This window comes from Priestia sp. RMT2NF4 (assembly GCF_047872835.1).
Classification (GTDB): domain Bacteria; phylum Bacillota; class Bacilli; order Bacillales; family Bacillaceae_H; genus Priestia; species Priestia zanthoxyli.
Map to the genome: position 1 here is coordinate 280,976 of NZ_JBLQZO010000001.1, position 25,057 is coordinate 306,032.

Annotated in this window: 26 protein-coding genes and 1 pseudogene; 22 read left to right on the top strand and 5 right to left on the bottom strand. The window is 37.9% G+C overall.

What is annotated here, in order from left to right:
• Positions 1 to 65 precede the first annotated feature (65 nt).
• The 3 genes from ACMX9J_RS01380 to ACMX9J_RS01390 all read left to right on the top strand — a co-directional run bounded on the left by ACMX9J_RS01380 (position 66) and on the right by ACMX9J_RS01390 (position 3,279).
• On the top strand, positions 66 to 1,466 hold the full coding sequence (locus tag ACMX9J_RS01380; protein ID WP_154991405.1) for a tannase/feruloyl esterase family alpha/beta hydrolase: 1,401 nt from the start codon (positions 66 to 68) through the stop codon (positions 1,464 to 1,466).
• 248 nt (positions 1,467 to 1,714) lie between these two features.
• The gene (gene folD, locus ACMX9J_RS01385; protein ID WP_028408722.1) at positions 1,715 to 2,569 is read left to right on the top strand and encodes a bifunctional methylenetetrahydrofolate dehydrogenase/methenyltetrahydrofolate cyclohydrolase FolD; all 855 of its coding nucleotides are present in this window, start codon (positions 1,715 to 1,717) and stop codon (positions 2,567 to 2,569) included.
• Between the two features lie 110 nt (positions 2,570 to 2,679).
• Entirely contained in the window at positions 2,680 to 3,279 is a 600-nt protein-coding gene (locus ACMX9J_RS01390; RefSeq protein ID WP_176344143.1) for a DUF3298 domain-containing protein, read from the top strand.
• A 2-nt stretch (positions 3,280 to 3,281) separates the two neighbouring features.
• On the opposite strand, the gene ACMX9J_RS01395 is transcribed toward ACMX9J_RS01390, so the two are convergent.
• Positions 3,282 to 3,548, bottom strand: coding sequence for a diaminopimelate epimerase (locus ACMX9J_RS01395; RefSeq protein WP_176344142.1), 267 nt, complete (start codon positions 3,546 to 3,548; stop codon positions 3,282 to 3,284).
• Between the two features lie 172 nt (positions 3,549 to 3,720).
• Between ACMX9J_RS01395 and ACMX9J_RS01400 the strand changes: the two genes are divergently transcribed.
• Positions 3,721 to 5,145: a phospholipase D-like domain-containing protein gene (locus tag ACMX9J_RS01400; RefSeq protein WP_416225321.1), complete on the top strand. Its 1,425-nt coding sequence runs from the start codon at positions 3,721 to 3,723 to the stop codon at positions 5,143 to 5,145.
• Between the two features lie 218 nt (positions 5,146 to 5,363).
• Positions 5,364 to 5,843 carry a GNAT family N-acetyltransferase gene (locus ACMX9J_RS01405; RefSeq protein ID WP_048021498.1) on the top strand — a complete coding sequence of 160 codons (480 nt, stop codon included), beginning with the start codon at positions 5,364 to 5,366 and terminating at the stop codon, positions 5,841 to 5,843.
• A gap of 36 nt (positions 5,844 to 5,879) precedes the next feature.
• Here ACMX9J_RS01405 and ACMX9J_RS01410 read toward each other — a convergent pair whose 3' ends face one another.
• Positions 5,880 to 6,167, bottom strand: coding sequence for a phospholipase (locus tag ACMX9J_RS01410; protein ID WP_306460855.1), 288 nt, complete (start codon positions 6,165 to 6,167; stop codon positions 5,880 to 5,882).
• 99 nt (positions 6,168 to 6,266) lie between these two features.
• Positions 6,267 to 6,698 (bottom strand): MarR family winged helix-turn-helix transcriptional regulator, encoded by a 432-nt coding sequence (locus tag ACMX9J_RS01415; protein ID WP_028413554.1) that lies wholly within the window; start codon positions 6,696 to 6,698, stop codon positions 6,267 to 6,269.
• Between the two features lie 190 nt (positions 6,699 to 6,888).
• On the opposite strand from ACMX9J_RS01415, the gene ACMX9J_RS01420 reads away from it, so the two are divergent.
• The 3 genes from ACMX9J_RS01420 (at position 6,889) to ACMX9J_RS01430 (ending at position 9,221) form a co-directional block, all read left to right on the top strand.
• Entirely contained in the window at positions 6,889 to 7,293 is a 405-nt protein-coding gene (locus ACMX9J_RS01420; protein ID WP_416225322.1) for a CidA/LrgA family protein, read from the top strand.
• A 29-nt stretch (positions 7,294 to 7,322) separates the two neighbouring features.
• Positions 7,323 to 7,955, top strand: coding sequence for an LrgB family protein (locus ACMX9J_RS01425; RefSeq protein WP_240962161.1), 633 nt, complete (start codon positions 7,323 to 7,325; stop codon positions 7,953 to 7,955).
• A 393-nt stretch (positions 7,956 to 8,348) separates the two neighbouring features.
• Positions 8,349 to 9,221, top strand: coding sequence for an STAS domain-containing protein (locus tag ACMX9J_RS01430; RefSeq protein ID WP_033578835.1), 873 nt, complete (start codon positions 8,349 to 8,351; stop codon positions 9,219 to 9,221).
• 336 nt (positions 9,222 to 9,557) lie between these two features.
• Here ACMX9J_RS01430 and ACMX9J_RS01435 read toward each other — a convergent pair whose 3' ends face one another.
• Positions 9,558 to 10,130, bottom strand: coding sequence for a GNAT family N-acetyltransferase (locus ACMX9J_RS01435; RefSeq protein ID WP_014460341.1), 573 nt, complete (start codon positions 10,128 to 10,130; stop codon positions 9,558 to 9,560).
• A 241-nt stretch (positions 10,131 to 10,371) separates the two neighbouring features.
• On the opposite strand from ACMX9J_RS01435, the gene ACMX9J_RS01440 reads away from it, so the two are divergent.
• The 13 genes and pseudogenes from ACMX9J_RS01440 (at position 10,372) to ACMX9J_RS01500 (ending at position 23,463) form a co-directional block, all read left to right on the top strand.
• Entirely contained in the window at positions 10,372 to 12,654 is a 2,283-nt protein-coding gene (locus ACMX9J_RS01440; protein ID WP_176344140.1) for a glycosyltransferase family 39 protein, read from the top strand.
• Between the two features lie 13 nt (positions 12,655 to 12,667).
• Positions 12,668 to 13,633, top strand: coding sequence for a glycosyltransferase family 2 protein (locus ACMX9J_RS01445; protein ID WP_033578836.1), 966 nt, complete (start codon positions 12,668 to 12,670; stop codon positions 13,631 to 13,633).
• Positions 13,626 to 14,030, top strand: coding sequence for a GtrA family protein (locus ACMX9J_RS01450; protein WP_033578837.1), 405 nt, complete (start codon positions 13,626 to 13,628; stop codon positions 14,028 to 14,030). Before ACMX9J_RS01445 ends, ACMX9J_RS01450 begins: the two co-directional genes overlap by 8 nt.
• A pseudogene (gene galU, locus ACMX9J_RS01455) lies at positions 14,027 to 14,903 on the top strand (UTP--glucose-1-phosphate uridylyltransferase GalU). The gene ACMX9J_RS01450 and the pseudogene galU overlap by 4 nt, the downstream one beginning before the upstream one ends.
• A 144-nt stretch (positions 14,904 to 15,047) precedes the next feature.
• Positions 15,048 to 15,722, top strand: a complete 675-nt coding sequence (locus ACMX9J_RS01460; RefSeq protein ID WP_013056822.1) for a response regulator transcription factor — start codon at positions 15,048 to 15,050, stop codon at positions 15,720 to 15,722.
• A gap of 1 nt (position 15,723) precedes the next feature.
• Entirely contained in the window at positions 15,724 to 17,103 is a 1,380-nt protein-coding gene (locus ACMX9J_RS01465) for a sensor histidine kinase (protein WP_176344139.1), read from the top strand.
• 372 nt (positions 17,104 to 17,475) lie between these two features.
• The gene (locus ACMX9J_RS01470) at positions 17,476 to 17,640 is read left to right on the top strand and encodes a YezD family protein (RefSeq protein ID WP_013056824.1); all 165 of its coding nucleotides are present in this window, start codon (positions 17,476 to 17,478) and stop codon (positions 17,638 to 17,640) included.
• 346 nt (positions 17,641 to 17,986) lie between these two features.
• Positions 17,987 to 18,139, top strand: coding sequence for a Fur-regulated basic protein FbpA (locus ACMX9J_RS01475; RefSeq protein ID WP_013056825.1), 153 nt, complete (start codon positions 17,987 to 17,989; stop codon positions 18,137 to 18,139).
• A gap of 252 nt (positions 18,140 to 18,391) precedes the next feature.
• The gene (locus tag ACMX9J_RS01480; RefSeq protein ID WP_028413544.1) at positions 18,392 to 19,456 is read left to right on the top strand and encodes a sulfate ABC transporter substrate-binding protein; all 1,065 of its coding nucleotides are present in this window, start codon (positions 18,392 to 18,394) and stop codon (positions 19,454 to 19,456) included.
• A gap of 94 nt (positions 19,457 to 19,550) precedes the next feature.
• Positions 19,551 to 20,387 carry a sulfate ABC transporter permease subunit CysT gene (cysT, locus tag ACMX9J_RS01485; protein ID WP_033578840.1) on the top strand — a complete coding sequence of 279 codons (837 nt, stop codon included), beginning with the start codon at positions 19,551 to 19,553 and terminating at the stop codon, positions 20,385 to 20,387.
• A 12-nt stretch (positions 20,388 to 20,399) separates the two neighbouring features.
• Positions 20,400 to 21,266 (top strand): sulfate ABC transporter permease subunit CysW, encoded by an 867-nt coding sequence (cysW, locus tag ACMX9J_RS01490; protein ID WP_033578841.1) that lies wholly within the window; start codon positions 20,400 to 20,402, stop codon positions 21,264 to 21,266.
• A gap of 19 nt (positions 21,267 to 21,285) precedes the next feature.
• Positions 21,286 to 22,359 (top strand): sulfate/molybdate ABC transporter ATP-binding protein, encoded by a 1,074-nt coding sequence (locus tag ACMX9J_RS01495; protein WP_033578842.1) that lies wholly within the window; start codon positions 21,286 to 21,288, stop codon positions 22,357 to 22,359.
• Positions 22,360 to 22,467: 108 nt separating this feature from the next.
• Positions 22,468 to 23,463, top strand: coding sequence for a ketoacyl-ACP synthase III (locus ACMX9J_RS01500; RefSeq protein WP_098626795.1), 996 nt, complete (start codon positions 22,468 to 22,470; stop codon positions 23,461 to 23,463).
• A gap of 150 nt (positions 23,464 to 23,613) precedes the next feature.
• Here the strand turns inward: ACMX9J_RS01500 and ACMX9J_RS01505 are convergent, their stop codons facing one another.
• Complete coding sequence (locus ACMX9J_RS01505) at positions 23,614 to 24,453, bottom strand: YitT family protein (RefSeq protein ID WP_028413534.1); 840 nt, start codon at positions 24,451 to 24,453, stop codon at positions 23,614 to 23,616.
• A gap of 248 nt (positions 24,454 to 24,701) precedes the next feature.
• On the opposite strand from ACMX9J_RS01505, the gene ACMX9J_RS01510 reads away from it, so the two are divergent.
• Positions 24,702 to 25,055, top strand: a complete 354-nt coding sequence (locus ACMX9J_RS01510) for a YolD-like family protein (protein ID WP_033578844.1) — start codon at positions 24,702 to 24,704, stop codon at positions 25,053 to 25,055.
• The last annotated feature ends 2 nt before the right edge of the window (positions 25,056 to 25,057 follow it).

Here is a 25,057-nt window from a genome sequence, read left to right on the forward strand (position 1 = left end):
TAAAATTATGCGTGTACAGTCCCCGAAGATTGTCTTCAAAAGCAAATGTGAATGGAGGTTATCACTTGAATATCACAACGTTTGACGGTAAGTATGGAAACTGGTTAACGACTAAAAACCCTCTTCAATTTCAAGCAGCGACTGCCTATGGGAACATTGGGCTGGCTCCTATCTATTGGGGAACAAAAGAAGAAAAAAATGGATGGTATTACATGTATCAGCCTGAAGAAATAACGGGCGTTCAAGTAGAAGGTGAAGTTGATGGTGGTAAATTTCTCATTCGAATTCCTGATGACTGGAATGGAAAGTTAGTTATGTCGGGAGTTCCAGCTACCAGAGATGAGAAATCAACGGATTTACTGTTCAGCGACTATGTGTTGGCAAAAGGGTTTGCGTTTGCTGCTTCTGATAAAGGGACACAGGGAGAAGAAGTGAGAGATGATCCATTTGCTAAAGCAAAAAACGCTCTAGTCAAAGAAGAAGACTCCATTAGAAAATGGCATATTCAATACCGAAAAGTGACAAAAATTGCTCAGAGATTTTTGTTTGAAAATTATCGTCACAAACTCCAGAAAGAAGTGACAGAATATTTTGATATAAAAACGTATGCTTTAGGTATTTCTAATGGGGGTTATGTTGTTCGCTATGCTTTAGAAAACGATGGGAAAAATGGAGAGCCTCAGCTTTTTAATGGAGGGGTTGAATGGGAAGGGGTTATGTGGCGAGCTGATCACGATAACTTGATCACTTCCCTAACACCTGTTGTAAATCATGCCGAAGAAGCACTGTATACGGTAGGTGAATCGCAAAAAGAAGCTTTGCACCGGTTGTATCAAGCAGGGTTGCCAAAAGGATCTGAGTTTTTATGGCCATATCATGACCAGTATTATTGGTTTTTAACACTTAATATATATAGAGATGAGTTTGACAGTCAAGCACCTGGAAGCATTCCGTGGCAAAAATACTTGACGCTTTTTGAAAACGGAGTTAGAGATCGTTCGTTAGATTCTATTTTTAAAAAGTATGATTATCAAGAAAGACCACAAGATGTTAAGCAAAAAGTTCGTGAAATTGAAAATACAGGTGATATTTCCGTTCCGTTGATAAGCATTACAGGGTCGTTAGATGCTCTTATTTTTCCGGATATTCATGCTTATCCTTATGAACAACTGGTAAAAGATTCTGGTAAGCAGCACCTTCATCGTCACTACGTAATTGAAAATGGAAACCATATTGATAGCTTAGTATGGAATCATCAAATTGATCCGGATCGAAAGCTTCAGCCTCTCCTTCCTTATGTGTATCAAGGATTTGAACTGCTATGTGATTGGGTGGAGAATTTTGAAGAACCTCCGAAAAATAAGAAAATAAGTGTGCCTCTCAAGGAAATGCATGTAAAGGATCTAAAAACAGAGGAAGACGTGCTGCCGTTGACTACAAAGAAAAGCATATCAACAAAAAAATAAATCATCGAAAACCGTGCCGAAGGCGCGGTTTTTAATTTAGAAAAGCAACATTTGAATAAAAACAGCTTCTATGAATACAAAATATTATAGTGCGATAAGAATGGAATATACGTTATTTGTTATTTATTTTTATCTATTTAAAATAAAAATAATAAAAACATTGAACAAAACCGAACTTTTGTGTTAGATTAATAACTATAATTCGTACATTTATTAAATGGCTACAGTTGAAAGGAGCAAAAAACATCATGACAGCGAAAGTAATTAAAGGAAAAGAAGTAGCGCAAGAACTGCGCGCCGCATTAAAAGAAGAGGTAGCTCAATTAAAAACAAAAGGTATCGTTCCTGGTTTAACCGTAATTTTAGTAGGAGAAAATCCTGCTTCCCAATCATATGTAAAAGCAAAAGCAAAGGCTTGTGAAGAAATCGGTGTTGCGTCTGAAATTATCAAACGTGACGTAACGATTACGGAAGAAGAGCTTTTAAACGAAATCCATCACTTGAATGGAAATCCATCTGTTCATGGTATTCTTATTCAACTTCCATTACCAAAACATATTGATGAAAAAGCAGTATTAAATGCTGTATCTCCTAAAAAAGATGTAGATGGCTTCCACCCAGTAAGCGTAGGGAATATGGTCATTGGCGATGAGTGCTATTTACCATGTACACCACACGGTATCGTTGAGTTAATTAAACGTTCAGGTGAAGAAATTTCAGGTAAACATGCGGTAGTAATTGGACGAAGCAATATTGTTGGTAAACCAGTATCCATGCTGTTACTTCAAGAAAGTGCAACGGTAACAATTGCTCACTCTCGCACAAAAGATTTATCTGCTTTAACAAAACAAGCTGATATTCTTGTGTCAGCTGTAGGACAACCTAGACTTATCAAAGCAGATGATATTAAGCCGGGTGCCATTGTAATTGATGTAGGTAACACAATGGAAAATGGTAAACTCGTTGGTGATGTTGATTACGAAGCGGCTTTAGAAGTTGCAGGTTATATCACACCAGTACCAGGCGGCGTTGGTCCGATGACCATCACAATGCTATTAAAAAATACGGTAGACGCTGCTAAAACAATTAACAACGTAAAATAATAGAAAGTTAAAAATCCCGTGCGTATATGCACGGGATTTTTTTGCTTCAGCAATGGAATGAAAGCTAAAAGAATAGAATGTAACATTCTGTATAGAAAGAGGAGGAAGCGATGGTTACGTTACCTGCAACGGTATATTCTCAACAAACAGTGAAGAAAAAGTTAAACGTTTACTATCCAGCTGTTCATTTGACTAATCCAGCTGTTCAGCACAGCATTAACAGTAAGATCTTGCAGCGTACGAATGAATTAATTCGTCAGCAGGGATATGGAGAAAATCCGGATACAGAAGAAACGGGTTATTATGAGTTGAAAACAAACGAGCGAAATGTGCTCAGCTTAACGCTTGTCAATTTTGCTTATTCCGGGGGAGCGCACGGATTGACCGTGGTAGTTCCGTTAACGTTTAATGTGCTGACTGGAAAAACGTATCAACTAAAAGATTTGTTTAAAAAAGACAGTAATTACGTAAGTGTTCTTTCTAAAATAGTAGGAGCGCAAATAAAAGAGCGCGATATTATGGTTCTTGGAGAATATAAAGGAATTAAACCAGATCAGGATTTTTATATCGCCGATAAATCACTTGTACTATTTTATCAGCTGTATGACCTGGCTCCTTACGCATATGGAATTCCTTACTTTCCAATTTCTATCTATGCTATTCAAGATATTATTACAGATGAAAGTCCACTTGGACAAATGTTTGGATAAAGTTATAAAAAATTGCGGTGCGGCCGTACGTATCTTTTTAATTCGGCCGCTAACTGCTGACGAAGCGAACGAACGCCAATCGCTTCAGCAATATCTTTTGCTACAGGAAACACCCCGATTTTAGTGATATGAACACGAAGATAACCCTTGTACAAGCATCCTCGCTCCGCATGCTTGATTTTGGTGCGTACAACAGCTTCTATTTTATCGTTTTCATTTTGCAAAGGGTAAGAATCTGTAATATGAAAACGAAAAGAATATTCCTCCATCACCATCATCCTTTTTTCTATGATATGTACTAGCATACTATACAAATAGTGAATCAGAAAAAATAAATGTGTCAAAAGAACAAAGCGCAAAGTAATCAAGGAAGCAGTTTCTTGCATGTAATGATCATTATTTGTGAACGATAACAGAAAAAGACAAAAAGCTGGAGTTGCGATGATAAAAATAGCATTCAAAGGATTACTTATTATTTTATCTTTATATATTCTGTATGTGGTTATAACGGCGGTGGTTCTCTTTTATGTACCTTTAAAAATAGGAGAGGAAACGACCTCAATTAAACCGGCTAGCTTTTTTGGTCACAGTGAGTCTACGGATCGAGTGAGACTTCTTGAAGATGGTTATGAGGCAGGAAGAGTTCGTATTCAAATGATTCAACAAGCTGAGAAATCGATTGATATTGCTTATTACTCAATAGGAAAAGGAGAGTCAACTGATTTAATTATGGCCGCTCTTTTTAAAGCAGCTGATCGAGGCGTCCATACTCGCGTTCTTTTGGATGGGATAGCTAACGGCTTACGGGGAAACCGAAGGGGCGTGCTCTATGCATTAGCTTCACATCCTAATATTGAAGTGAAGTATTACGAACCGTTTCAATTGTTTAAACCTTGGGCGTGGCAAAATCGTATGCATGACAAAATAATGGTTGTAGACGGACAGCTAGGCATAATAGGGGGACGGAATATAGGGGACAAATATTTGGCTAAAAAGCCTCCTCCAGACTTCGTCTATGATCGTGATGTCTTTATTACAAACAGTAAACATAAACAAGATAGCGTCATCACTCAAATGCAAAATTATATAAATGAATTATGGGCTCATCCCTACACTAAAAAAGCTTTTCATCATCTCACACAGTACCAGGTTGATCAGGGGAAGAGGATGAAAGCTTTGCTGCTGCAGCAATATGATAAAGCTAAGCAAGTAGCAGAAACGTTTGCGACCCCCAAGATTAATTGGAATGCTTCCACCGTTTCTACAAAGCGTGTTTCTTTTATTCATAATCCAATTGAACGCTTTAATAAACGACCTTTTATGTGGAAAACGTTTATTAACCTAGCAGAAGAAGCTAACCGCTCTGTTCTTATTCAAAGTCCTTATGTGGTGCCCACCAATGCGATGAGAAAGTATACAGCCATGAAAAAGAAGCCAGACGTTCAATGGACGCTACTCACAAATTCAGTTACATCTACGCCCAATGTGTTGGCTTTTTCCGGATATATTAGTATGCGTGATACGATTATGAAGACAGGTGTAAAGCTTTACGAATACCAAGAACCTTATTCGATCCATGCAAAGTCTGTGATTTATGATCAAAGACTTAGCGCCGTAGGCTCTTTTAATTTAGATTCCCGTTCTACATTTTTGAATAACGAATCAATGGTCATTATCGATAGTCAAAAATTTGCAAAAGAGTTGACGATGGCGATGGAAAACAAAATGGATAAAAGTATTCTTATTGCCAATCACAAGCGCTGGGTTAAACCTCCTGAAATCCAAAAGAAAGAAGAGCCTGTTATGAAGCGTACCTTACTGTATACCCTTGCAAAAGTAACGAGGTTTTTTAAGGAGTTTATTTAAACAACCGGCAGTAGAACAAAAAGCACTCAATGAACATTCATTGAGCGCTTTTTGTTACATCCCTTATAAATAAGCTCATACAACGATCACATCACGTAAATTATCCTCTTTTATTTATTGGGAAAAATCGGTAGTATAAACATAATAAACAAAAAGGAGGAAGGTACGTGGAAACCGCTGTTTTAATTAAACCAGATGCAGCTTATAAAAAGGCTTATATGAGCTTTTATCATGAATGGAAAGCAAGCGGAGAAAAAATGATTCCGTGGGTCATTGCTAAAGATCCTGCTTACTTTGAAAAAATGGTTCAAGAGTTATTAGATGCAGAAAAAGGGATCGGATTAAAAAAAGGATTTGTACCCGATTCCACCTACTGGCTAATGCATCACGAAAGAGTAATAGGCGTAGTTAATATCCGCCATGAGCTAAGTGAAATACTTCGAAACAGCGGAGGACATATAGGGTATGGTATTCGGCCAAGTGAAAGACAAAAAGGATATGCCAAGCTGCTACTGAGGTTATCTCTTCAAGAAATTAAAAAGCTGGGAGTCCAACGGGCATTAGTTGTGTGTGATGATTGGAACACTGCTTCTCGTCGAACTATTCTGGCAAACGGTGGTATACAAGACGAGGATTATATAGAAGAGGACGGGGCTATTGTTCAACGCTTTTGGATTCATACGGATAAAATGGCATAAAAAAGAGATGAATTTTTTAATTCACCTCTTTTCTGCTTAGTCATATTGTTTTAAAGCTAACTTCAGCCGCATATAGGTATACATAGCGTATGCCTGTCTTCCTTTTAAACTGTACGGATTTGCTTTGGAGCAAAGACACTCAAGAAATTGCTCATCACATGAGCGGCATGATCCGTAATCTTCATAGCATAAATCATGGTATTTACAGCAGCAGTCTACATCATTTACAGGACATCCCGGACCACTGCATCCGGGGCCACACCATTTATAGCCGGGGAAGAGGCAGGGCGTGGCTTTCCGTTTATTCGGAACAGACATAATCATACATCCTTTTCAATAGTCTCTTTACATTAAATGCAAAAAAGAGAAAAGAGAAAGGGACAAACACCTTGCAGCAGTAGCCTAATTTTCATGAATTTCTATTTAATCGATAAATGCGTCATTCATCCGCATTAATAGTTTGCCAAATAGCTCCTTTTCTTCACTTGACCATTTTTTTAACATACTATGATAGCGTTCAAGGCGCATTTGCTTATCAGTTTGCAGCATTTGTTTCCCGCGTGTTGTGATGTCAAATAGGCTGACTCGTCCATCCGAAGGATCAGAGGAGCGAGAAATAAGCTTTTTATTTTCTAAAGCAGCAGCCTGTCTAGAAAGAGTTGAAATGTCGAGTTTAAATGCTTCTGCCAGTTCTTTTACACGAGCTGGTCCAAATTCATCTAATTGCCGCAGCAATAAATAAGCTGATCTTTCTAGGTTTCCTATTTTATTTTCGGAATTATCAAGATAGACCGCTCGTCTAATAAAGGTAGTAAGTTCATATTCAATCAATTCAATTGAATTCTTTTCTTGCATTATAATCGCCCCTTACAAAATCATTCATTGACAAAGAAATATATACTTGTATAATACAAATGTATATATAGTTGTATAGTACAAGTAAAAGTAGGTAAAGTAAAGGTGTTTATATAGTTAAATGTTAGACAACATGACAAAATAAAGAGAGGAGGGCAGCTGTTCTTTATTTATAGGACAGTGACCTATAATGAAAGTGATACGAATCATTTTACAAATTGCGATTCTTTATGCTTTTTCTATGATTGGCGAAGCTGTTCACCATATGCTTCATCTACCTATTCCAGGCAGTATTATAGGCTTAATTTTAATGCTCATTTGCTTAACGTGCAAAGTTGTTCCCATCAAAATAATTGAAGACGGAGCAAGTTTCTTGTTATCTTTTTTACCGCTATTATTCATACCAGCTATGGCAGGTGTGATGAATTATCCTTCGCTTCTTTCAAGCAGCGGAGCGGTTTTATTTTTAATTATTGTGCTTAGTACGATTGTTACGATGGCCGCCGCAGGGACTGCTAGCCAACTTTTGGAAAAGAAAGCGAACAAACGAAAGGAGAAACAACAGTGCAAGAATTCTTTATCGCAGTCTTTATAATCGTAGCTACAGTTGCTTTGTATCTAGTCATGGCAAAAGTATACGTGCGGTTCTCCTATCCGATTCTTATTCCTGTTTTAACTACAACCATATTCGTTATTCTTCTTTTGCTTGCTTTTCATGTTTCCTATGATGAGTATATGATTGGAGGCAAATGGATTAATTCACTTCTAGGACCAGCGGTTGTTGCATTAGCGTATCCACTCTATAAACAGCGTGAGATGCTAGTAAAATACAGCGTTCCTATTATTGGAGGGGTATTTGTAGGGTTATTCGCAGGCATGATCAGCGGACTTGTGTTTGCTGAAGTATTTGGCGTTGATCGAAGCCTGATTTTATCCATTATTCCTAAGTCTATTACTACTCCGGTAGCGATTCAGATCGCCACAGGACTAGGGGGCGTTCCATCGATGACCGTGGTATTTGTTATGATTGCAGGTTTTTCTGGAGTAATCCTTGGACCGCTACTTTTAAAATGGATTCGGATCAAGAGTTCTTTAGGAAAAGGAATTGCATTAGGCAGTGCTTCTCATGCGCTAGGAACTTCTAAAGCATTTGAATACGGTGAGCTAACGGTATCGATGAGTTCAGTATCAATGACGTTAAGCGCTGTATTAGGATCCGTTTTTGGGCCAATTGTTGTCTGGCTATTCCAAGTGTAAGGCGAGATAAAAGAAAGTGAATATAAAAAACGAGGCTGAGACAAAAGTATGTTAGTTAAAGTTGAACACGAACGATCTATTGAAAGGTGATGGATAGTTCGTGTTTTTTTATGCTCATCGTAAACGTAGATTTAATGTATGTACTGGCTTCTAACTGTTGATTTCGTTATGCCCCCATCTCGCTTTTTATATAAAAGCATAAATTTTTTCCAAAGCAAATTTTAAGTTGTGCGGCTCTTACTCTGGTACTATAATAAAAAGAAAGAAAATTCATAAAATAACCGCTTTTTTGTTATTTTTAGGAAGGCTAGTCAATTTTCGGATGGATAAGTAGGCTTAGTCAAGGTTATATACGCAGTAAAAATAGCAGAAAAGAGGAGCTGAACGTATTTTATGAAAGAGGAGCTCGTGTATATAGGAAAAAAGATTCTTGAACATAAATATAGCTTGTCAGAAAAATTAGCCGAACGTTTAGATGCTACACATACGCTAAGTCTAGAGGAATTGAAAGAAAAGAAAATTCTGAAGTGGCGAGTGTCAATTATGGAATACTTTGGGAGAGCTCTATTTGAAGAACAGGAGGCTGTACTTAAACTTGTTAAAGAATGGGCACTTGATACGGGTAAATATGCAGTGGAAAAAAATATTCCTTTAGAAAAAGCACTAGGTATCCTTCCAATCTATCGCAGCGTTATTTGGGATGTATTTACAAGAGAACTAGAGGAGCATCAGTTTGCTGCAATTACCATGCTGCATGTCAGTGAACGAATTGATCCACTTTTAGATACGGTAACATGTGTTTTTGGTCAAATTTATGACGAGCATAATCGATATATGATGAATTTAGCTTATACGTCACTAGAAGAACTTTCAGTTCCGCTCGTACCTGTCACAAAAGGGATTGCTATTATGCCGATTATTGGAGAAATTGATACCCACCGCTCGCAAGTTATTATGGAAACATGCTTGAAAAAAGGGACAAGCCTTCAATTATCTTATCTTATTTTAGATATTTCAGGTGTCGTGATTATTGATACAATGGTAGCAGACAATCTTTTTAAAATTCATCGATCGCTTAAATTGGTGGGAGTGGAAGCTATTATAACGGGGATACGACCGGAAATTGCCCAAACGGTAGTGAAACTAGGAATTGATTTTAATCAAATTAAAACAGAAGCAAATTTAGAAGCGGCGCTTTTAAAAATTGGGTTTACACGTCCTGAAGAGCATAGCCGCACGCATGTGTCATCGCGGCGCATAAAATGACCGGCCATAAATATGGATTTCAGCATGTAGAAAGTAAGTGCATAGTAAAAAAGCGGATGTTAATCAACATCCGCTTTTTTACTTAATAAATGCGATATGCCATGGCAGCACAAAAGCATAAACGAGGAAGTATACTGCTATTGAATAGATAAAAAACCAGCCGTTTAAATAAAACAAGGGCAAGAATAAATAAGCATAAACTAACGGTAATCGGAAACCACAAACCGTGTGCAGATAAGTCTAAATGCTGAATTGCTTGCTCCAACATTGTTCACCTCAAAAGGAAGAGTTAGTGTTGAAGTTACCCTGTGTTATGGAAAGTATTTTATACATTTTCTACGCGTTGCGCGTGTATTCTTCTCGCAAGATTGAATATAACTTTAAGTCTTGATGAGCTCCTTTAATAAACATGGCTTTTCGAATTGTTCCTTCATAAGACATACCGATTTTTTTCATCACTTTCTCAGAAGCGGCATTTTCAACAAAGCACCTGGCCTGAATGCGCACTAAATCCATTTCTTCAAATCCAAACGCAATTACTTTTTCAGCTGCTTCCGTAACAAATCCCTTATTCCAATATGCTTCAGAAATCGCATAGCCAATTTCCGCAATGCGATGAGTAGGGTTCCAAGTGACAAAGTCAATGGTGCCAATACATTTTTTCAGGGCTTTGATTTCCATAGCCCAAGGAGAAATGGATTGGTTGCTGTACTGCTTTAAAACGAAGGAAACAAACTCTTTTGTATCTTGAAGCTTTCGGTGCTTTTCCCAATTTACATATCTGCTTACCTTTTCATTTGAGGCATATTCAAACATGTCACGCACATCTTTTTTGGTAACTTTCCGCAAGCGGAGTCTTTCTGTTTCTAGTGTGGGTAAATTTCCGTATATATCTTTTACTTGAATCATAAAGTTGTCTCCTTTCTCAGCAAGAAGTGGATGAAGTGTTGATAAGAATGTTTCATAGAAGCTGCAGCATCCAAGAAAGATCCTTTTCATTTCATGTACTTGATTCTTTAATTGTAAAATATTTCATTGCTGAGCGTAAGAGGTCAAATAGCTTTTTAAAAAATAAAAACATTATTTTCAATGTTCATAATCAGTTCACATAAGCTTGTTAGACTAAAGTCAGAAATTACGAAGGAGTGAAATGAAACACATGAACAGTGAAGTGAAAGAAGAACGGACTTCAAACAAAAAAAGAATAGACTTATTTTTAGTTCCAATTGTTTTAATTGCAGCGTTTTTGAACTTATTTAAAATTTGGACAGATGAATACGCCAACGCTTATTACACGGCAGCTGTCAAAAGTATGCTTCAAAGTTTTCATAATTTCTTTTACGCATCTTTTGATCCAGGAGGCTATGTAACCATTGATAAGCCGCCGGTTGTGTTTTGGATTCAGACAATTAGCGCCAAAATATTTGGATTTCACGGGTGGAGCGTCATTTTACCGCAAGCATTAGCAGGCATCGGTTCAGTTCTTTTACTATACGTACTCGTGAAACGTACGTTTGGCGTATGGGCTGGGAGGTTTGCTGCTCTTGCGATGGCTCTGACGCCAATTGTGCCCGCGGTAAGCCGAACAAATAATATTGATAGTATGCTTGTGTTTACATTATTAGTAGCAACGTGGATGTTGTTTCGTGCTGTGCGTACAGCTAAATTTGGCTGGGTGTTAGCGTCTTTTGCGATGATTGGTGTTGCATTTAACATGAAAATGCTTCAAGCATACATGGTTTTACCAGCATTCTATGTTTTCTATGTAGTGGCAACCAAAATTACGTGGAAAAGGAAAATTGCTTTTTTAACAACAGCAACTGCACTGATGCTTGCTGTTTCTGTCTCATGGGCAGTTGTAGTAGATTCAACTTCGGCTGATAAGCGTCCTTATATGGGAAGCAGTCAAACAAATTCAGTTCTAGAGCTTGCTTTTGGATATAACGGTATCAATCGTTTAACTGGAAATACAAGCGTGACGGGAAGCAGTCATAAACAGCCTGCTCAAGCTCAGCAGCAAACAGCAAGCAGTGAAACAAAACAAACGAGTAATTCAAATGCTGAGTCTTCACAAAGCTCAAATCAAAGCAAGAGCAGCTCTTCTCAAAAGATGCAGGCTCCAGATGGAGGAAATCAAAACGGAATGTTCAACACGGGGAACCCTGGTCCATTCCGACTGTTCCAAAAAGGGTTATCAGATCAAATCAGCTGGTTATTACCATTTGTAATCTTTTCAATCGTGGGTCTATTTGCTGGAGTGAAATTTAAAGGGCCTTACACGGCAAAACAAAAAGAAAGTTTATTTTGGTTAGCTTGGCTGCTGCCGGTAGCTGTTTTCTTTAGTATCGCAGGATTTTTCCATCAGTATTATTTAATTATGCTGGCACCTCCAATCGCAGCATTTGCAGGAGCGGGAGCAGTAGCTTTATGGAGTATGTACAAACAGCATAATGGCTGGAAATCATGGCTGCTGCCGAGTGGTATTTTAACAACAGCAGCGCTTCAAGTATATATCATGTCTCCTTATGTCAGCTCAATCGGCGTAGCGCCAATTGCAGGTGTAGGGGCACTGGGCGTCATTTTAGCTCTTGTTTTAGCTATTCGTAAAGAGCGTAAAAATTCTGTAACGAATTATTTAGGAGTAGCAGCAATGGTTGTCTTGCTTGCAATGCCGGCGTACTGGGCGATGACACCAATTATTTATGGTGGAAATAGCATGCTTCCAGCAGCAGGTCCTGATTCTTCAAGCGGTATGGGAGGACCTCCAAGCACAGCTACAAATAGCAAACAGTCTGGCTTTAACGGCATGCAGCCTCCAGGAAGCTCTGACAGCAATTCATCTTCAAACAATCAAATGCAGCCGCCAAGCGGTTCATCGAACGGCGGTCAAATGCAAATGCCGGGCGGTTCGTCCAATAATGGTCAAATGCAGCCGCCAAGCGGATCGTCAAACAGCGGTCAAATGCCAGGAGGCTCGTCCAAAAATAATGGTCAAATGCAAATGCCAAGTAGCTCTTCAAGCAAATTATCATCTTCAAAACGAAAAAGTGGAGGGATGAACGCAGAAGTAAACACAAAGCTACTAAACTATTTAACAAAAAATAATACAGGCGAAAAATATTTATTTGCCACAACGGATTCAACTTCAGCTGCGCCTTACATTATCAAAACGGGCAAGCCAGTCATGGCAATGGGAGGATTTAGCGGTTCAGATCCAATTCTAACGGTGAGTAAATTAAAATCTATGATTAAAAAAGGTGAAGTGAAATATTTCTACCTGTCTGGAATGGGTAAGGGAGGCCAATCTGACGTTATCACGTGGATTAAAGAAAATAGTAAGGAAATCCCTTCTTCCAAATGGCAGTCTACTTCATCAAGTTCTCAGCAAGGACCATCTGGAAACGGAACATTATACGAAATAACGCTTAAATAAGGAGGACATGAACATGAGTTCAATTATTAAATATTCTATTGTTGTTCCTGTCTACAACGAAGAAGAAGTGATTCATGAAACCTATCGCCGTCTAACAGAAGTGATGCGTTCAACGAAAGAAGCTTACGAGCTTCTTTTCGTGAACGACGGCAGTAGAGACCGAACGGCAGAAATTATTAAAGAGTACAGTGAGCAAGACCCAGCGGTTGTTTTATTAGATTTTGCCCGTAACTTTGGTCATCAAATTGCTATTACAGCTGGTATGGATTATGCACGAGGAGAGGCGGTCGTTGTGATTGATGCTGATTTGCAAGACCCGCCCGAATTAATTTTAGAGATGATTGAAAAATGGAAGCAAGGATTTGACGTTGTATACGCTAAGCGTACAAAGCGAAAAGGAGAAACATATTTTAAAAAGCAAACAGCGGCTATGTTTTATCGTTTCTTACGTGCGATGACCGATATTGATATTCCGCTCGATACAGGGGATTTCCGTTTGCTAGATCGTAAAGTGTGCAATCAAATGAATAGCATTCAAGAAAAAAATCGCTTTGTTCGCGGATTAGTAAGCTGGGTTGGCTTTAAGCAAATAGCAGTAGAATATGAGCGAGACGAGCGTTTGGCCGGGGAGTCAAAATATCCTTTGAAAAAGATGCTGAAGCTTTCAATGGATGGCATTACGTCTTTCTCCTATAAACCGCTGAAGCTAGCTAGCTATGCTGGTGTAACGCTATCAGGTGTTGGTTTTATTTATCTTTTAGTGGTGCTGTATTTGAAGTTATTTACAGACAGCACCATCACAGGGTGGTCGTCATTAATTGTCATTCAGCTATTCTTTAGCGGCATCATTTTAATCATTCTTGGTATGATCGGAGAATATATTGGCCGCATCTACGATGAAACAAAAAATCGTCCACTCTATATCGTCCGTGAAAAGTATCAGCTTGAAACACGCAAGGAAGTATCACTTCGTGACTAACAAATGGATACCCTTGATTAAATTTGCGTTAGTAGGAGTTGTAAATACACTGATTGATTTTGCAGTATACGCACTTTTAACAACAATCGGTGTGAACTACATACTAGCGCAGTGGATTTCATACAGTGCGGGCATTTTAAACAGTTATGTCATGAATCGTAAATGGACGTTTGAGAAAAAAGAAAAAAGCAGTAAGCGTGAAGTGATTTCATTCGTGATCGTGAATTTAATCACTTTATCCCTAACATCTTTTCTGTTGACTGTTCTATATAATAAATGGGGTATACCACTGCTAATCAGTAAACTTTTAATTACAACCGTAAGTGTCGGTATCAATTTTATTGGCACCAAATTATTTGTATTTACTACTAAAAAAGAAAGAGGGATTCATATATGACGATAAAAAAAGCAGTTATTCCAGTAGGCGGTTTAGGAACTCGATTTTTGCCAGCGACAAAAGCGCAGCCCAAAGAAATGCTGCCAATTGTCGATAAGCCTGCTGTACAATACATTGTAGAAGTCAGGTATTGAAAGTATTATTTTTATTACAGGTCGAAATAAAAAATCAATTGAAGACCATTTTGACAAATCAATTGAACTAGAGCAAATGCTTGAAGAAAAGCACAAGTTCGAAATGTTAAAAGAAGTACAAACGATTTCATCAATGGCCAGTATTCACTATATTCGTCAAAAAGAGCCGTTAGGACTTGGTCATGCTATTCTTTGTGCTGAGCAATTTATTGGAGATGAGCCGTTTGCCGTTCTTCTTGGAGACGATATTATGACTTCTGAAGAACCTGCGCTTAAACAGATGATTCAAGCGTATGAAACGACTAATCAATCAGTTATTGGAGTTCAAAAAGTGGATGTGGAAGAAGTATCAAAATACGGCATTATTCAGCCGAGAAATAAATCTGGCAGCCTTCATGAAGTGAATGACTTGATTGAAAAACCATCAATAGAACAAGCTCCGTCAACTATTGCCGTTATGGGCCGCTATATTTTAAACCCTTCTATTTTTTCTTATCTAAAAACGATTGAAAGAGGGGTAGGAAATGAATTACAATTAACAGATGCACTGCGCGTGGTATGTGAAAAAGAGCGATTGTTTGCTGTTGAACTTGAAGGGCAGCGCTTTGACATTGGAGATAAGGTAGGCTATATGAAAGCAATGGTAGAAGTGGGGTTAAAGCGTAAAGATTTACGTCAAACGTTTTTATCGTATTTGGAAGGAATTGTAGAAAAAGAACGAGCAAACAACTTCAGCTAATAAGAGTTAATCAGTTTGTTCATATTCAGTTCATATTTGAAGTATAAAATCATTGTATGATCTTATGTGGCTCTCTGTTTGGTATAAACAGAGAGCTTACTGTGCGTAAAAGCTGGACAAACTTAGGAATAGGGAGAGACATGTATGATTCAAATATTAGTTGCAGATGATGATCAACACATTCGAGAGCTGATATCATTATATTTAGAAAATCAAGGATTTAAAATTATAAAAGCAGCAGATGGTGAAGAAGCGTGGGCGAAAATGGAAGAGTTTCGAATTGATCTAGCGGTCGTTGATATCATGATGCCATTTAAAGACGGATGGGAACTAACAAAGGAAATTAAGGAGTATTTTGATATACCGGTTTTGATGGTAACAGCTAGAGGCGAATCGCATGATAAACTAAAAGGATTTGATATCGGAACAGACGACTATGTCGTGAAGCCTTTTGATCCTCAGGAAATGGTTGCTCGTGTAAAGGCCCTTTTACGCAGGTACCGAGTAGAAGCTAACAATGTAATTTATATGGGGAATATAAAATTGGACCGTACCAAATTAGAGATGAGTGCAGGAGAAACAAGCGAACAGCTACCGTTAAAAGAGTTTGAATTACTGTTCACATTAGTTAGTTCTCCAGGAAAGATTTTTACTCGTGATCAGCTTATTCAATTAATTTGGGGATATGATTATGAAGGTGATGAGCGCACGGTAGACGTTCACATAAAACGTCTGCGAGAGAGGCTTAATCATATGAAAAACGTCGGTATGGAAATCAAAACAATTCGCGGACTAGGCTATAGAGCAGAAGGGTGTTAACGTGAAATCAATTTATGTAAAGCTGGTTCTGTCGTTCATCATTACAATTTTATTGAGCGTTGTGATTACCGTTGTTGTCACGACATTTCTTAGCAAGCAGAAGCTCGAAATGCGATTAGGTCAGGATATGGTGAAGATGGGAGAAGATTTTATCGATTTGTACGGAGCAGAAGACTCCGATAAAGCTGCAAGATTTTTATCTAATTCATCATTCATTCATTTTTCGTTTATTATTATTGATGATCAGCATAAAGAGAAAGTATTAGGACAGCCGGGACCGCCTATTCCAATTACACCGAAAGAAGTAGATCAAGTATTAGACGGGAAGCGTTATTCTAATTTAAACGAGGAAAAAGGGGATCGTCCACAGCCAAACGTAGTGGGTCTTCCTTTTAAAGAAAATGGGCGGTCGTATGCTCTATTTATTCAGTCTCATCCACAGCGGCAATTTTCAGTTATTCAAGATGTTCAAAATATCCAGCTTATTACGATTTTATTAGTAGGTATTGTATTGTTTGCATATGTTTCAACGATTATTATTAAACCGATTAAGCGTCTCAGTACAGCGATGAAACTTGTCGGACAAGGCGAATACAATGTGCAAGTCGAGCACGCAGCGAATGATGAAATTGGTCTGTTAACTAAAAACTTTAATCAAATGACTAAAGAATTAAACAAAATAGAAACGATGAGGCAAGAGTTTATTGCTAGCGTTTCGCATGAAATTCAATCACCGCTGACCTCTATTCGCGGTTTTTCAGCGGCACTTAAAGATGATATCGTCAGTGAAGATAAAAAGATACAATATTTAACGATTATCGAAAAAGAAAGTACAAGACTATCTCAGCTTAGTTCCAATTTGCTAAAGCTTGCTTCTCTTGACTCTGAACATCAAACGCTAATGCTGCAGCAATACCGGTTAGATGAACAAATCAGGCATGTGGTCATGGCTTTAGAACCTCAGTGGATAAAAAAGAACATAGAAATTGACCTTGATTTATCCAATGTTCAAATAGAAGCAGATAAAGATTTGTTAGAGCAAGTTTGGCTAAATTTAGTAACAAATGCTGTTAAATATACGCCTGAAAATGGATTTGTGAAAATATCCATTCATCAAAAAAACGAAGAAATATACGTGAAAATAAAGGATAATGGAATTGGTATTATCGAAGAAGATCAAAAATATATTTTTGAAAGCTTTTATAAAGTAGATAAGTCCAGAACGTTAAAAGGAAGCGGCCTCGGTCTAGCTATTACAAAAAAAATTGTGCGACTGCATGAGGGCGCAATACGTGTTGAAAGCAAAAAAGAACAAGGAAGCATCTTTACGGTAACTTTGCCTATCCAAAAAAATAGGAATAAAAAAGACTCGTCTGTGTAAGCTCATGCAGATGAGTCTTTTTTATTAGGTCAAAGATATAAAAAAAATTAATAATATCTATTTATTTTTTTAATCCCTACTTGACATATAGGTAAAGTGTAAATAATATAGATAGTATAAATCTTTTGAAAAAATTGGGATGCTAAAGAAGCTGATCGGTCAACCGAAGGCTCATACTTGTTCGCTACTGGTGTGGGCCTTTTCTGTACATTGGTTGTGGTCATTAAAATCTCAATCTTCAACTGAACATATGGGGAGGATTACGATGTATTTATCTTCTGCACATTATACAAGTACTTATAGATGTTGTTCGCTTTGTTTATTCAACTGCAACTAAAATATAAATTTATCTATGAATAGGAGAATGATAAAATGGCTTCAATTACACAAGAAAAATTAGATTATATTGTTAAATTACTAACTGAAATCAACTATGGTTCTGTACTAATTACTCTTCACGACGGACAAATTACTCAAGTGGACAGCACGGAAAAAAACCGCTTTTTAGCTAAAAGCAAAGTAGCAAGCCACAAATAAGCTTATTTCAATACGTATTTAGAGAAACTGAAGGGCCTGTCTAGATAGCGAACGCTTGACGGCGGGGTAAGCAAGTACTGTATTAAATATAGAAAACGTGCGCATTCGAAGAAGAATTGACTTTCTTTTCGGTCGAAGATTTAGAATTTTTCGAATTAAAATTGAGTTAGAGGTTGTATGAGTATGAAGATGAAAAGTGTAAAGCTACTAAAGCAGCAGCTTTATACGTTTTAAAATTATGAAGATCTGACAGTTTCATTCCTGTGCTGATCGGATTACCGAAGGCTTCTGACCTGTGTTAGGAGTCTTTTTTTATTCTTAAATTAATATAATAGGAGGAGAAAAGATGGAAAATTTATTACGAGCAGCGGTGCGCCAAAGAAAACAATACCTCATTGAAGAGTTACTGAAAAAAGGGATTTATAAAAAAGAAAATCATCATCTTTTTGAACTCACACTCTCTGACTTAGAAAAAGAGTATCAGGCACGCAGTAAGTAAGGAAAATACGTAAAAAGAACTAAAATAAGTGTAAAAAAGATTCAAAACCTAGTTGACTAATGGGTAAAGTGTGTTTATTATAAAAACAAGAATAAATTGTCTTTTCAGAAAGTATCTTCTTTTTATTCTTACGAATAAATTTAATAAGAATAATTTAAGAGCATATACGCTGATCAGACTAACTGAAGGCTGCTTCTCTTTTTTAAGAGATAGCGGCCTTTTTGTATTTTTTTATAAAAAGGGGAGTAAAACATGAAGAAAAAAGCAGTTCAGTTTTTAATGGTGCTGACAGCACTGCTCGTGGTGCTAGCAGGTTGCGGCAATGGAAAATCTACTGAAACAGCAGGGAAAGATAGTTCTGCGAGTAAAAACGATTCAAAAAAACCAGTAGAACTTTTAAACGTTTCATATGATCCTACACGTGAGCTTTATCAGGAGTTCAATAAGAGCTTTGCGTCTTATTGGAAAGATAAAACAGGGCAAGACGTCACTATTCAGCAATCACACGGTGGCTCTGGTAAGCAAGGCCGAGCAGTTATTGACGGTTTAGAAGCGGATGTAGTAACGCTGGCGCTTGCTTACGATATTGATGAAATCGCTCAAACTCGTCAATTATTAAACAAAGACTGGGAAAAAGAATTGGCTCATAATTCTACACCATACACATCAACAATTGTTTTTTTAGTTCGTAAAGGAAATCCAAAAGGAATTAAAGATTGGGATGATTTAACGAAAAAAGGTACATCTGTTATTACGCCAAATCCAAAAACTTCTGGAGGCGCGCGCTGGAATTATTTAGCTGCATGGGCATATGCGAAGGATAAATATAACGGCGATAACAAAAAGATTGAAGACTTCATGAGTAAGCTTTATGGAAATGTCGAAGTGTTAGACTCAGGCGCACGCGGAGCTACCACTACCTTTGTAGAGCGAGGCATTGGAGACGTGTTAATTGCATGGGAAAACGAAGCTTACTTATCGTTAAATGAGCTAGGAAAAGATAAATTTGAAATTGTAACACCGTCATTAAGTATTTTAGCAGAGCCACCTGTTGCTGTAGTAGATAAAGTAGCTGAAAAGAAAGGCACGACAAAGGTAGCAAAAGCATACTTAAAATACCTATATACAGAAAAAGGTCAGGAAATCGCAGCGGAAAACTACTATCGTCCTCGAAATAAAAAAGTATTAGAGAAACACAAAGATCAATTCCCTTCGCTTAACCTAGTCACTATTAAAGATTTTGGCGGCTGGAAAAAAGCTCAAGAAACGCATTTTAATGATGGGGGAACATTCGATCAGATTTATCAGCCAAAGTAATATGATTCATTAAAAAAGTAGAACGAGGAAGATACGAATGGTGATTCGTATCTTCTGTGTACATGTATCTTGAAAGCAGAGAGAGGTGTAAGACGTGAGTGTGTTACAACGACAGAAAAAAAAGAAAAGCATCTTACCTGGATTTGGGCTTTCTTTAGGTTTTACGATGTTTTATGCAAGTATCCTTGTGCTTTTTCCGTTAGCTATGATTTTTTTAAATACGGCATCTATGGGATGGAGCGACTTTATTAAAACTGTTACAGAACCTAGAGTAGTAGCGTCGTATAAATTAAGTTTTGGAGCAGCATTTGCAGCCGGCATCATTAATGTTATTTTTGGAACCATTATTGCGTGGGTATTAGTGAGGTATCATTTTCCTGGAAAGAGGTTTATTGACGGACTTGTGGATTTGCCGTTTGCCTTGCCAACGGCTGTTGCCGGCATTGCCTTGACCACTCTTTACGTTCCGAAAGGATGGATTGGTCAATTATTTACGTTTAAAATCGCATTTACGCCTATCGGAATTATTATCGCTCTTACGTTTATCGGTCTGCCGTTTGTCGTCCGAATGGTGCAGCCGGTATTGCAAAACTTTAATGCAGAGATCGAAGAAGCATCTGCTAGTTTAGGAGCCAGCCGAATGCAAACGTTCAGAAAAGTTATTTTTCCGGAGCTGGTGCCGGCTGTTTTAACAGGTTTTTCTCTTTCATTCGCAAGAGCGCTTGGAGAATATGGGTCCGTTGTTTTTATTGCTGGAAATATGCCGATGAAAACTGAAATTACGCCGCTGATTATTATGACAAAACTCGAGCAGTACGATTATGCGGGAGCTACTGCTATTGCATCAGTCATGCTCGTTGTATCATTTTTTCTGTTATTACTTATTAATATTATTCAATGGTGGACAAATCGTAAATTTATACATAGTTAAGGAGGGATGACATTGGCAGGACATGTTCCAATGCAGCACGCAAAAACGACTGTTGAAATCACTCATTCTAGTTTAAAAGAGCCCAAAGTCGTCCGATGGCTGCTTACATTTATTGCACTGGCTTTTTTAGCTCTATTCTTAGTGCTTCCGCTTATCACGATTTTTATAACAGCCTTTCAAAAAGGGTGGGAAACATATCTCGCTGCGATTACAAATCCAGATGCCCTGGCTGCTATTAAACTAACGTTAATCGTTGTGCTGATTACCGTTCCGTTAAATGCCGTTTTTGGCGTGGTAGCTGCATGGTTAATTACGAAGTTTGATTTTAAAGGAAAGAATATTTTAATTACGCTTATTGATTTACCATTTGCCGTTTCGCCTGTTATTGCTGGATTGATTTTTATTTTATTATTTGGTGCACAAGGGTTGTTCGGAGAATGGCTGTTTAATCACGACATCAAAATTGTCTTTGCTATTCCCGGTATTATATTAGCTACCCTTTTTGTAACGCTTCCGTTTGTTGCCAAAGAATTGATTCCACTCATGCAAGCTCAAGGGTCAGCCGAAGAAGAGGCATCGTTAACGTTAGGAGCCAGCGGTTTCAAAACTTTTTTTCTAGTGACATTACCTAATATTAAATGGGGCTTATTATATGGAATCATTTTATGTAATGCGAGGGCGATTGGAGAGTTTGGAGCTGTTTCCGTTGTGTCGGGGCACATTCGAGGAATGACAAATACGATGCCTCTTCATATTGAAATTCTCTACAATGAATATCAATTTGCAGCAGCGTTTGCGGTAGCATCTTTAATGTCAGTTTTAGCTATATTTACATTAATTGTAAAAAATATTATTGAGTGGAAAGCCAAACATATTTAAAAAGGAAGGAGCTTATGAGATGAGTATCCATATTAAGCACGTATCAAAGAACTTTGGTGATTTTAAAGCGCTGGATTCTATTAACATTGATATTCAAACGGGTGAATTAGTAGCTTTACTCGGTCCGTCCGGTTCTGGAAAAACATCTTTGCTTCGCATCATTGCCGGTCTTGAACATCTTGACCAAGGAGCTATTTTATTTGATGGAAAGGAAATTACGCACGTAAATCCAAAAGAGCGGAATGTAGGGTTTGTTTTTCAACACTATGCTTTGTTCAGGCATATGACTGTGTTTGATAACATTGCGTATGGTTTAAAAGTACGACCTAAAAAAACAAGACCTTCTAAAATGGACATTAACAAGAAAGTAACCGAGCTGCTGCAGCTTGTGAAACTAGAGCCGCTTGCAAATCGCTATCCTTCTCAATTATCGGGAGGACAGCGCCAGCGAGTAGCGCTTGCTCGAGCGTTAGCAGTGGAACCGAAAGTACTGCTATTAGATGAACCTTTTGGCGCTTTGGATGCGAAAGTTCGTAAAGATTTACGCAGATGGCTGCGTAAATTGCATAATGACTTTCATATTACGAGTATATTCGTTACGCATGATCAAGAAGAAGCTTTAGATGTAGCTGATCGTATTGTTGTAATGAACAACGGGAAAATTGAGCAGATTGGAAGTCCTGAGGAAGTATATGATCATCCTAACAGTCCATTTGTGTACGATTTTTTAGGAAACGTCAATTTATTTAAGGGTCGCATTCATAAAGGCAGGCTAAAACAAGGAAGCTTTGAAATGGATGTTCCAGAATTTAGCGGAAGAAATGAAGAAGCAGCTGTTGGATATGTGCGACCTCATGATATTCACCTTGAAAAAGTAAAAACAAGCGCAGATGCCGTTTCTGCAACCGTTAGCCATATTCATGTGATAGGACCTATCGTGCAAATTGAATTAAAAAGAGAAGATGCAGAAGAATTTTTAGAAGCTGAATTAAGCAAAGAGCATTATAAAACACTCAGCCTTCAAGTAGGAGAGCAGGTGTATGTAAAGCCTAAGCAGCTAAAAGTATTTATTCCAGAAGATTATTCTATTTGATAAAAAGCGTGAAGGGTATACCTTTGCGCTTTTTATCTATTAATAAATTAGTACCAGATATTAAAAGTAGGTGTTATAATTAAGTATAAACTGATTTGAGGTGGAGAAATGATGCAATCAAAAGCTAGAATCACAGGAATGGGGATATATACACCAAAGCAAAAATTAACGAACGACCATTTAAAAGAAATGGTTGATACAAGTGACGAATGGATTGTACAGCGCACGGGAATGAAAGAACGGCGAATTGCTGGTGAAGGCGAATACACGTCTACGCTTGCCATTCGAGCAGTTGAAAATTTGCTCAACCGATATGCTGTAGAAATAGAAGATGTAGATGCAATTATTGTTTCGACAACAACACCGGATCACTTTTTTCCTAGCGTAGCATGTCAGGTTCAAGATTACTTTCATATTGATCAAGCTGCTGCATTTGATTTAAGTGCCGCATGCGCCGGTTTTACATATGGACTTCACGTGGCGAACGGCTTAGTGACGTCCGGATTGCATAAAAAGATTTTAGTTATTGGTGCTGAAGTCATGTCGAAAATTACAGATTATACGGACCGGGCCACCTGCGTGCTGTTCGGTGACGGAGCGGGAGCTATGCTTGTAGAATACGATGAGCATAATCCAAGTTTCTTAGGATGTCACTACGGAACGGACGGAAGCGGAGGGGTGAATTTATATCGTTCTAATTTATCTGATACTCTTTCAGGAAAAGAAATTAACGCGAGCGGAAATTTAGTTCAAAATGGGCGTGAAGTATACCGCTTTGCTGTCCGAACGATTCCAAAAGGAGTAGGAGCATTGTTAAAGGGTACTTCCATTTCTCTTTCTGATGTAAATTGGTTTATTCCGCACAGTGCAAACCTTCGGATGATTGAAGCTATTTGTGCTAAAACAGGTGTTTCAATGGATAAAACGTTAACGAGTGTACAATACTGCGGAAATACATCTTCAGCTTCTATTCCACTTGCCTTGAACGAAGGAATAATGACAGGAAAAGTACGGGATAATGACCTTCTTATTCTCTATGGGTTTGGAGGAGGATTAACGCATTGCGGTTTGTTAATTAAATGGACGTGTAAAGAAAAAAGCTAAAAGGCATCGCCTTTTAGTTTTTTAGGCTTTCATTGAAGCGCTTTTTTATTATCGTTACAAGAAAGTTTTTTCTTTTTATTACAGCAGGTTTACTGTATTTTCAGCGCAAACATATATAATAGAAAAAACCCGCTTTTTTACAGCGGGTTTTTAGCTGGCTTTTGGAATAGTAAAACCTACTCCAAAGACGTCTCGCACATCGTGGACAACCACAAAAGCCTGTTCATCGACTTTATGAATAATGCGCTTTAACTCTAATAGTTCTTGTTTGTTCACAACTACGTACAATACGTCTTTTGCTTCTTTTGTATAGCTTCCATGAGCAGAAAAGACAGTGACGCCTCGCTGCATCTTTTTGTTAACTTGTTCGGCTACTTCAGCTGAACGGTGTGAAATAATAGTGATTGCTTTGCGGGGGTTAAGTCCTTCAATAATATAATCAAGCACCTTTGTTCCGATATAAAGAGAAATAACCGTGTACATCGTCTTTTCTCCACCGATGACAAAATAGGCGCTTGCTACAACTAATAAATCAATTGCTAGCATCGTTTTGCTAATATTCCAGTCTAGATATTGATTAGCTAAGCGGGCGATAACTGCCGAGCCTCCGGAAGTTCCGCCACCTCTAAACACAAGCCCGAGTCCTACACCGGCTAAAATACCAGCAAAAATAGCCCCCAGTAGCGTATCGTCAAGAGGATTTCCCAGTCCTTCAGTTATATGTAGGAATAGAGATGTGAAAATAATACATATAATTGTGTAAGCAATCACACGTTTGTGAAGCAATTTGTATCCGATCAGTACCAGCAAACCGTTTAATATAAAGTTTGTGATACCAGGAGACCAGCCTAGTACATAATAGGTAATCATTGTTACACCGGTTACGCCGCCTTCTGCTAATTCATTTGGAATAGCAAAATAATTAATGGCCAGTGCGAAAATGAGGCTTCCTAGAATAATGAGGATAATTTCTTTTATTTTATTGATCATGAACGTTACCTCCAATCATCAAAAACTCCGAAAACACAGTCATGACAATGTATTATACCAACTCTAGAGGCTGAATTAAAGATGGGATATTATTATTTTTTAAAAAATCAATTTCTGCTATCAACATAAAATCTTTTGACAGTTTTTATGGAGTATGAAAAAATGAATTGTTTGCTTTTATTTTGATTAAAAAGTTTTGCAATGAGAATGTTCGTTCGGTAAAATAGAAGCAAGAGTCAAGGGGGAGAATGAACGTGTATCAAGATGAATTAAAACAGTATGCGAAGTTAGTAATGCCTGAGCATTTAGAGAAAATGAAGAAAATGTACAGTCCCGAGGCGCATAAGCAGTCTTTAGGGTTGAAAAAAGAAAAGATTGAGCATATTGAAAATGTCATTATGAACAGTTACTCGGAGCATCATCCAGTAACCCTTCACGTCTATGAAGCAGGACATATTCAAAGATATGAACGAGTGACAATCGATAAAGTTTCTCTGCAGTCGAATACGCTGATGGTGACAGGGCCTTGTTATACATATTCGATTCGAGCGGATGCAGTAATTGAAGCAGATGTATGGAAAGATGAAAGCTACTCTAGCTAAGA

Excerpts from the sequence above, each read along its gene's own strand:
- folD (WP_028408722.1), top strand. The coding sequence starts at position 1,715 with ATGACAGCGAAAGTAATTAAAGGAAAAGAAGTAGCGCAAGAACTGCGC.
- ACMX9J_RS01390 (WP_176344143.1), top strand. The coding sequence starts at position 2,680 with ATGGTTACGTTACCTGCAACGGTATATTCTCAACAAACAGTGAAGAAA.
- ACMX9J_RS01395 (WP_176344142.1), bottom strand. The coding sequence starts at position 3,548 with ATGGAGGAATATTCTTTTCGTTTTCATATTACAGATTCTTACCCTTTG.
- ACMX9J_RS01400 (WP_416225321.1), top strand. The coding sequence starts at position 3,721 with ATGATAAAAATAGCATTCAAAGGATTACTTATTATTTTATCTTTATAT.
- ACMX9J_RS01405 (WP_048021498.1), top strand. The coding sequence starts at position 5,364 with ATGAGCTTTTATCATGAATGGAAAGCAAGCGGAGAAAAAATGATTCCG.
- ACMX9J_RS01410 (WP_306460855.1), bottom strand. The coding sequence starts at position 6,167 with ATGATTATGTCTGTTCCGAATAAACGGAAAGCCACGCCCTGCCTCTTC.
- ACMX9J_RS01415 (WP_028413554.1), bottom strand. The coding sequence starts at position 6,698 with ATGCAAGAAAAGAATTCAATTGAATTGATTGAATATGAACTTACTACC.
- ACMX9J_RS01420 (WP_416225322.1), top strand. The coding sequence starts at position 6,889 with ATGAAAGTGATACGAATCATTTTACAAATTGCGATTCTTTATGCTTTT.
- ACMX9J_RS01425 (WP_240962161.1), top strand. The coding sequence starts at position 7,323 with ATGGCAAAAGTATACGTGCGGTTCTCCTATCCGATTCTTATTCCTGTT.
- ACMX9J_RS01430 (WP_033578835.1), top strand. The coding sequence starts at position 8,349 with ATGAAAGAGGAGCTCGTGTATATAGGAAAAAAGATTCTTGAACATAAA.
- ACMX9J_RS01435 (WP_014460341.1), bottom strand. The coding sequence starts at position 10,130 with ATGATTCAAGTAAAAGATATATACGGAAATTTACCCACACTAGAAACA.
- ACMX9J_RS01440 (WP_176344140.1), top strand. The coding sequence starts at position 10,372 with ATGAAACACATGAACAGTGAAGTGAAAGAAGAACGGACTTCAAACAAA.
- ACMX9J_RS01445 (WP_033578836.1), top strand. The coding sequence starts at position 12,668 with ATGAGTTCAATTATTAAATATTCTATTGTTGTTCCTGTCTACAACGAA.
- ACMX9J_RS01460 (WP_013056822.1), top strand. The coding sequence starts at position 15,048 with ATGATTCAAATATTAGTTGCAGATGATGATCAACACATTCGAGAGCTG.
- ACMX9J_RS01470 (WP_013056824.1), top strand. The coding sequence starts at position 17,476 with ATGGCTTCAATTACACAAGAAAAATTAGATTATATTGTTAAATTACTA.
- ACMX9J_RS01475 (WP_013056825.1), top strand. The coding sequence starts at position 17,987 with ATGGAAAATTTATTACGAGCAGCGGTGCGCCAAAGAAAACAATACCTC.
- ACMX9J_RS01480 (WP_028413544.1), top strand. The coding sequence starts at position 18,392 with ATGAAGAAAAAAGCAGTTCAGTTTTTAATGGTGCTGACAGCACTGCTC.
- ACMX9J_RS01495 (WP_033578842.1), top strand. The coding sequence starts at position 21,286 with ATGAGTATCCATATTAAGCACGTATCAAAGAACTTTGGTGATTTTAAA.
- ACMX9J_RS01500 (WP_098626795.1), top strand. The coding sequence starts at position 22,468 with ATGATGCAATCAAAAGCTAGAATCACAGGAATGGGGATATATACACCA.
- ACMX9J_RS01505 (WP_028413534.1), bottom strand. The coding sequence starts at position 24,453 with ATGATCAATAAAATAAAAGAAATTATCCTCATTATTCTAGGAAGCCTC.
- ACMX9J_RS01510 (WP_033578844.1), top strand. The coding sequence starts at position 24,702 with ATGAACGTGTATCAAGATGAATTAAAACAGTATGCGAAGTTAGTAATG.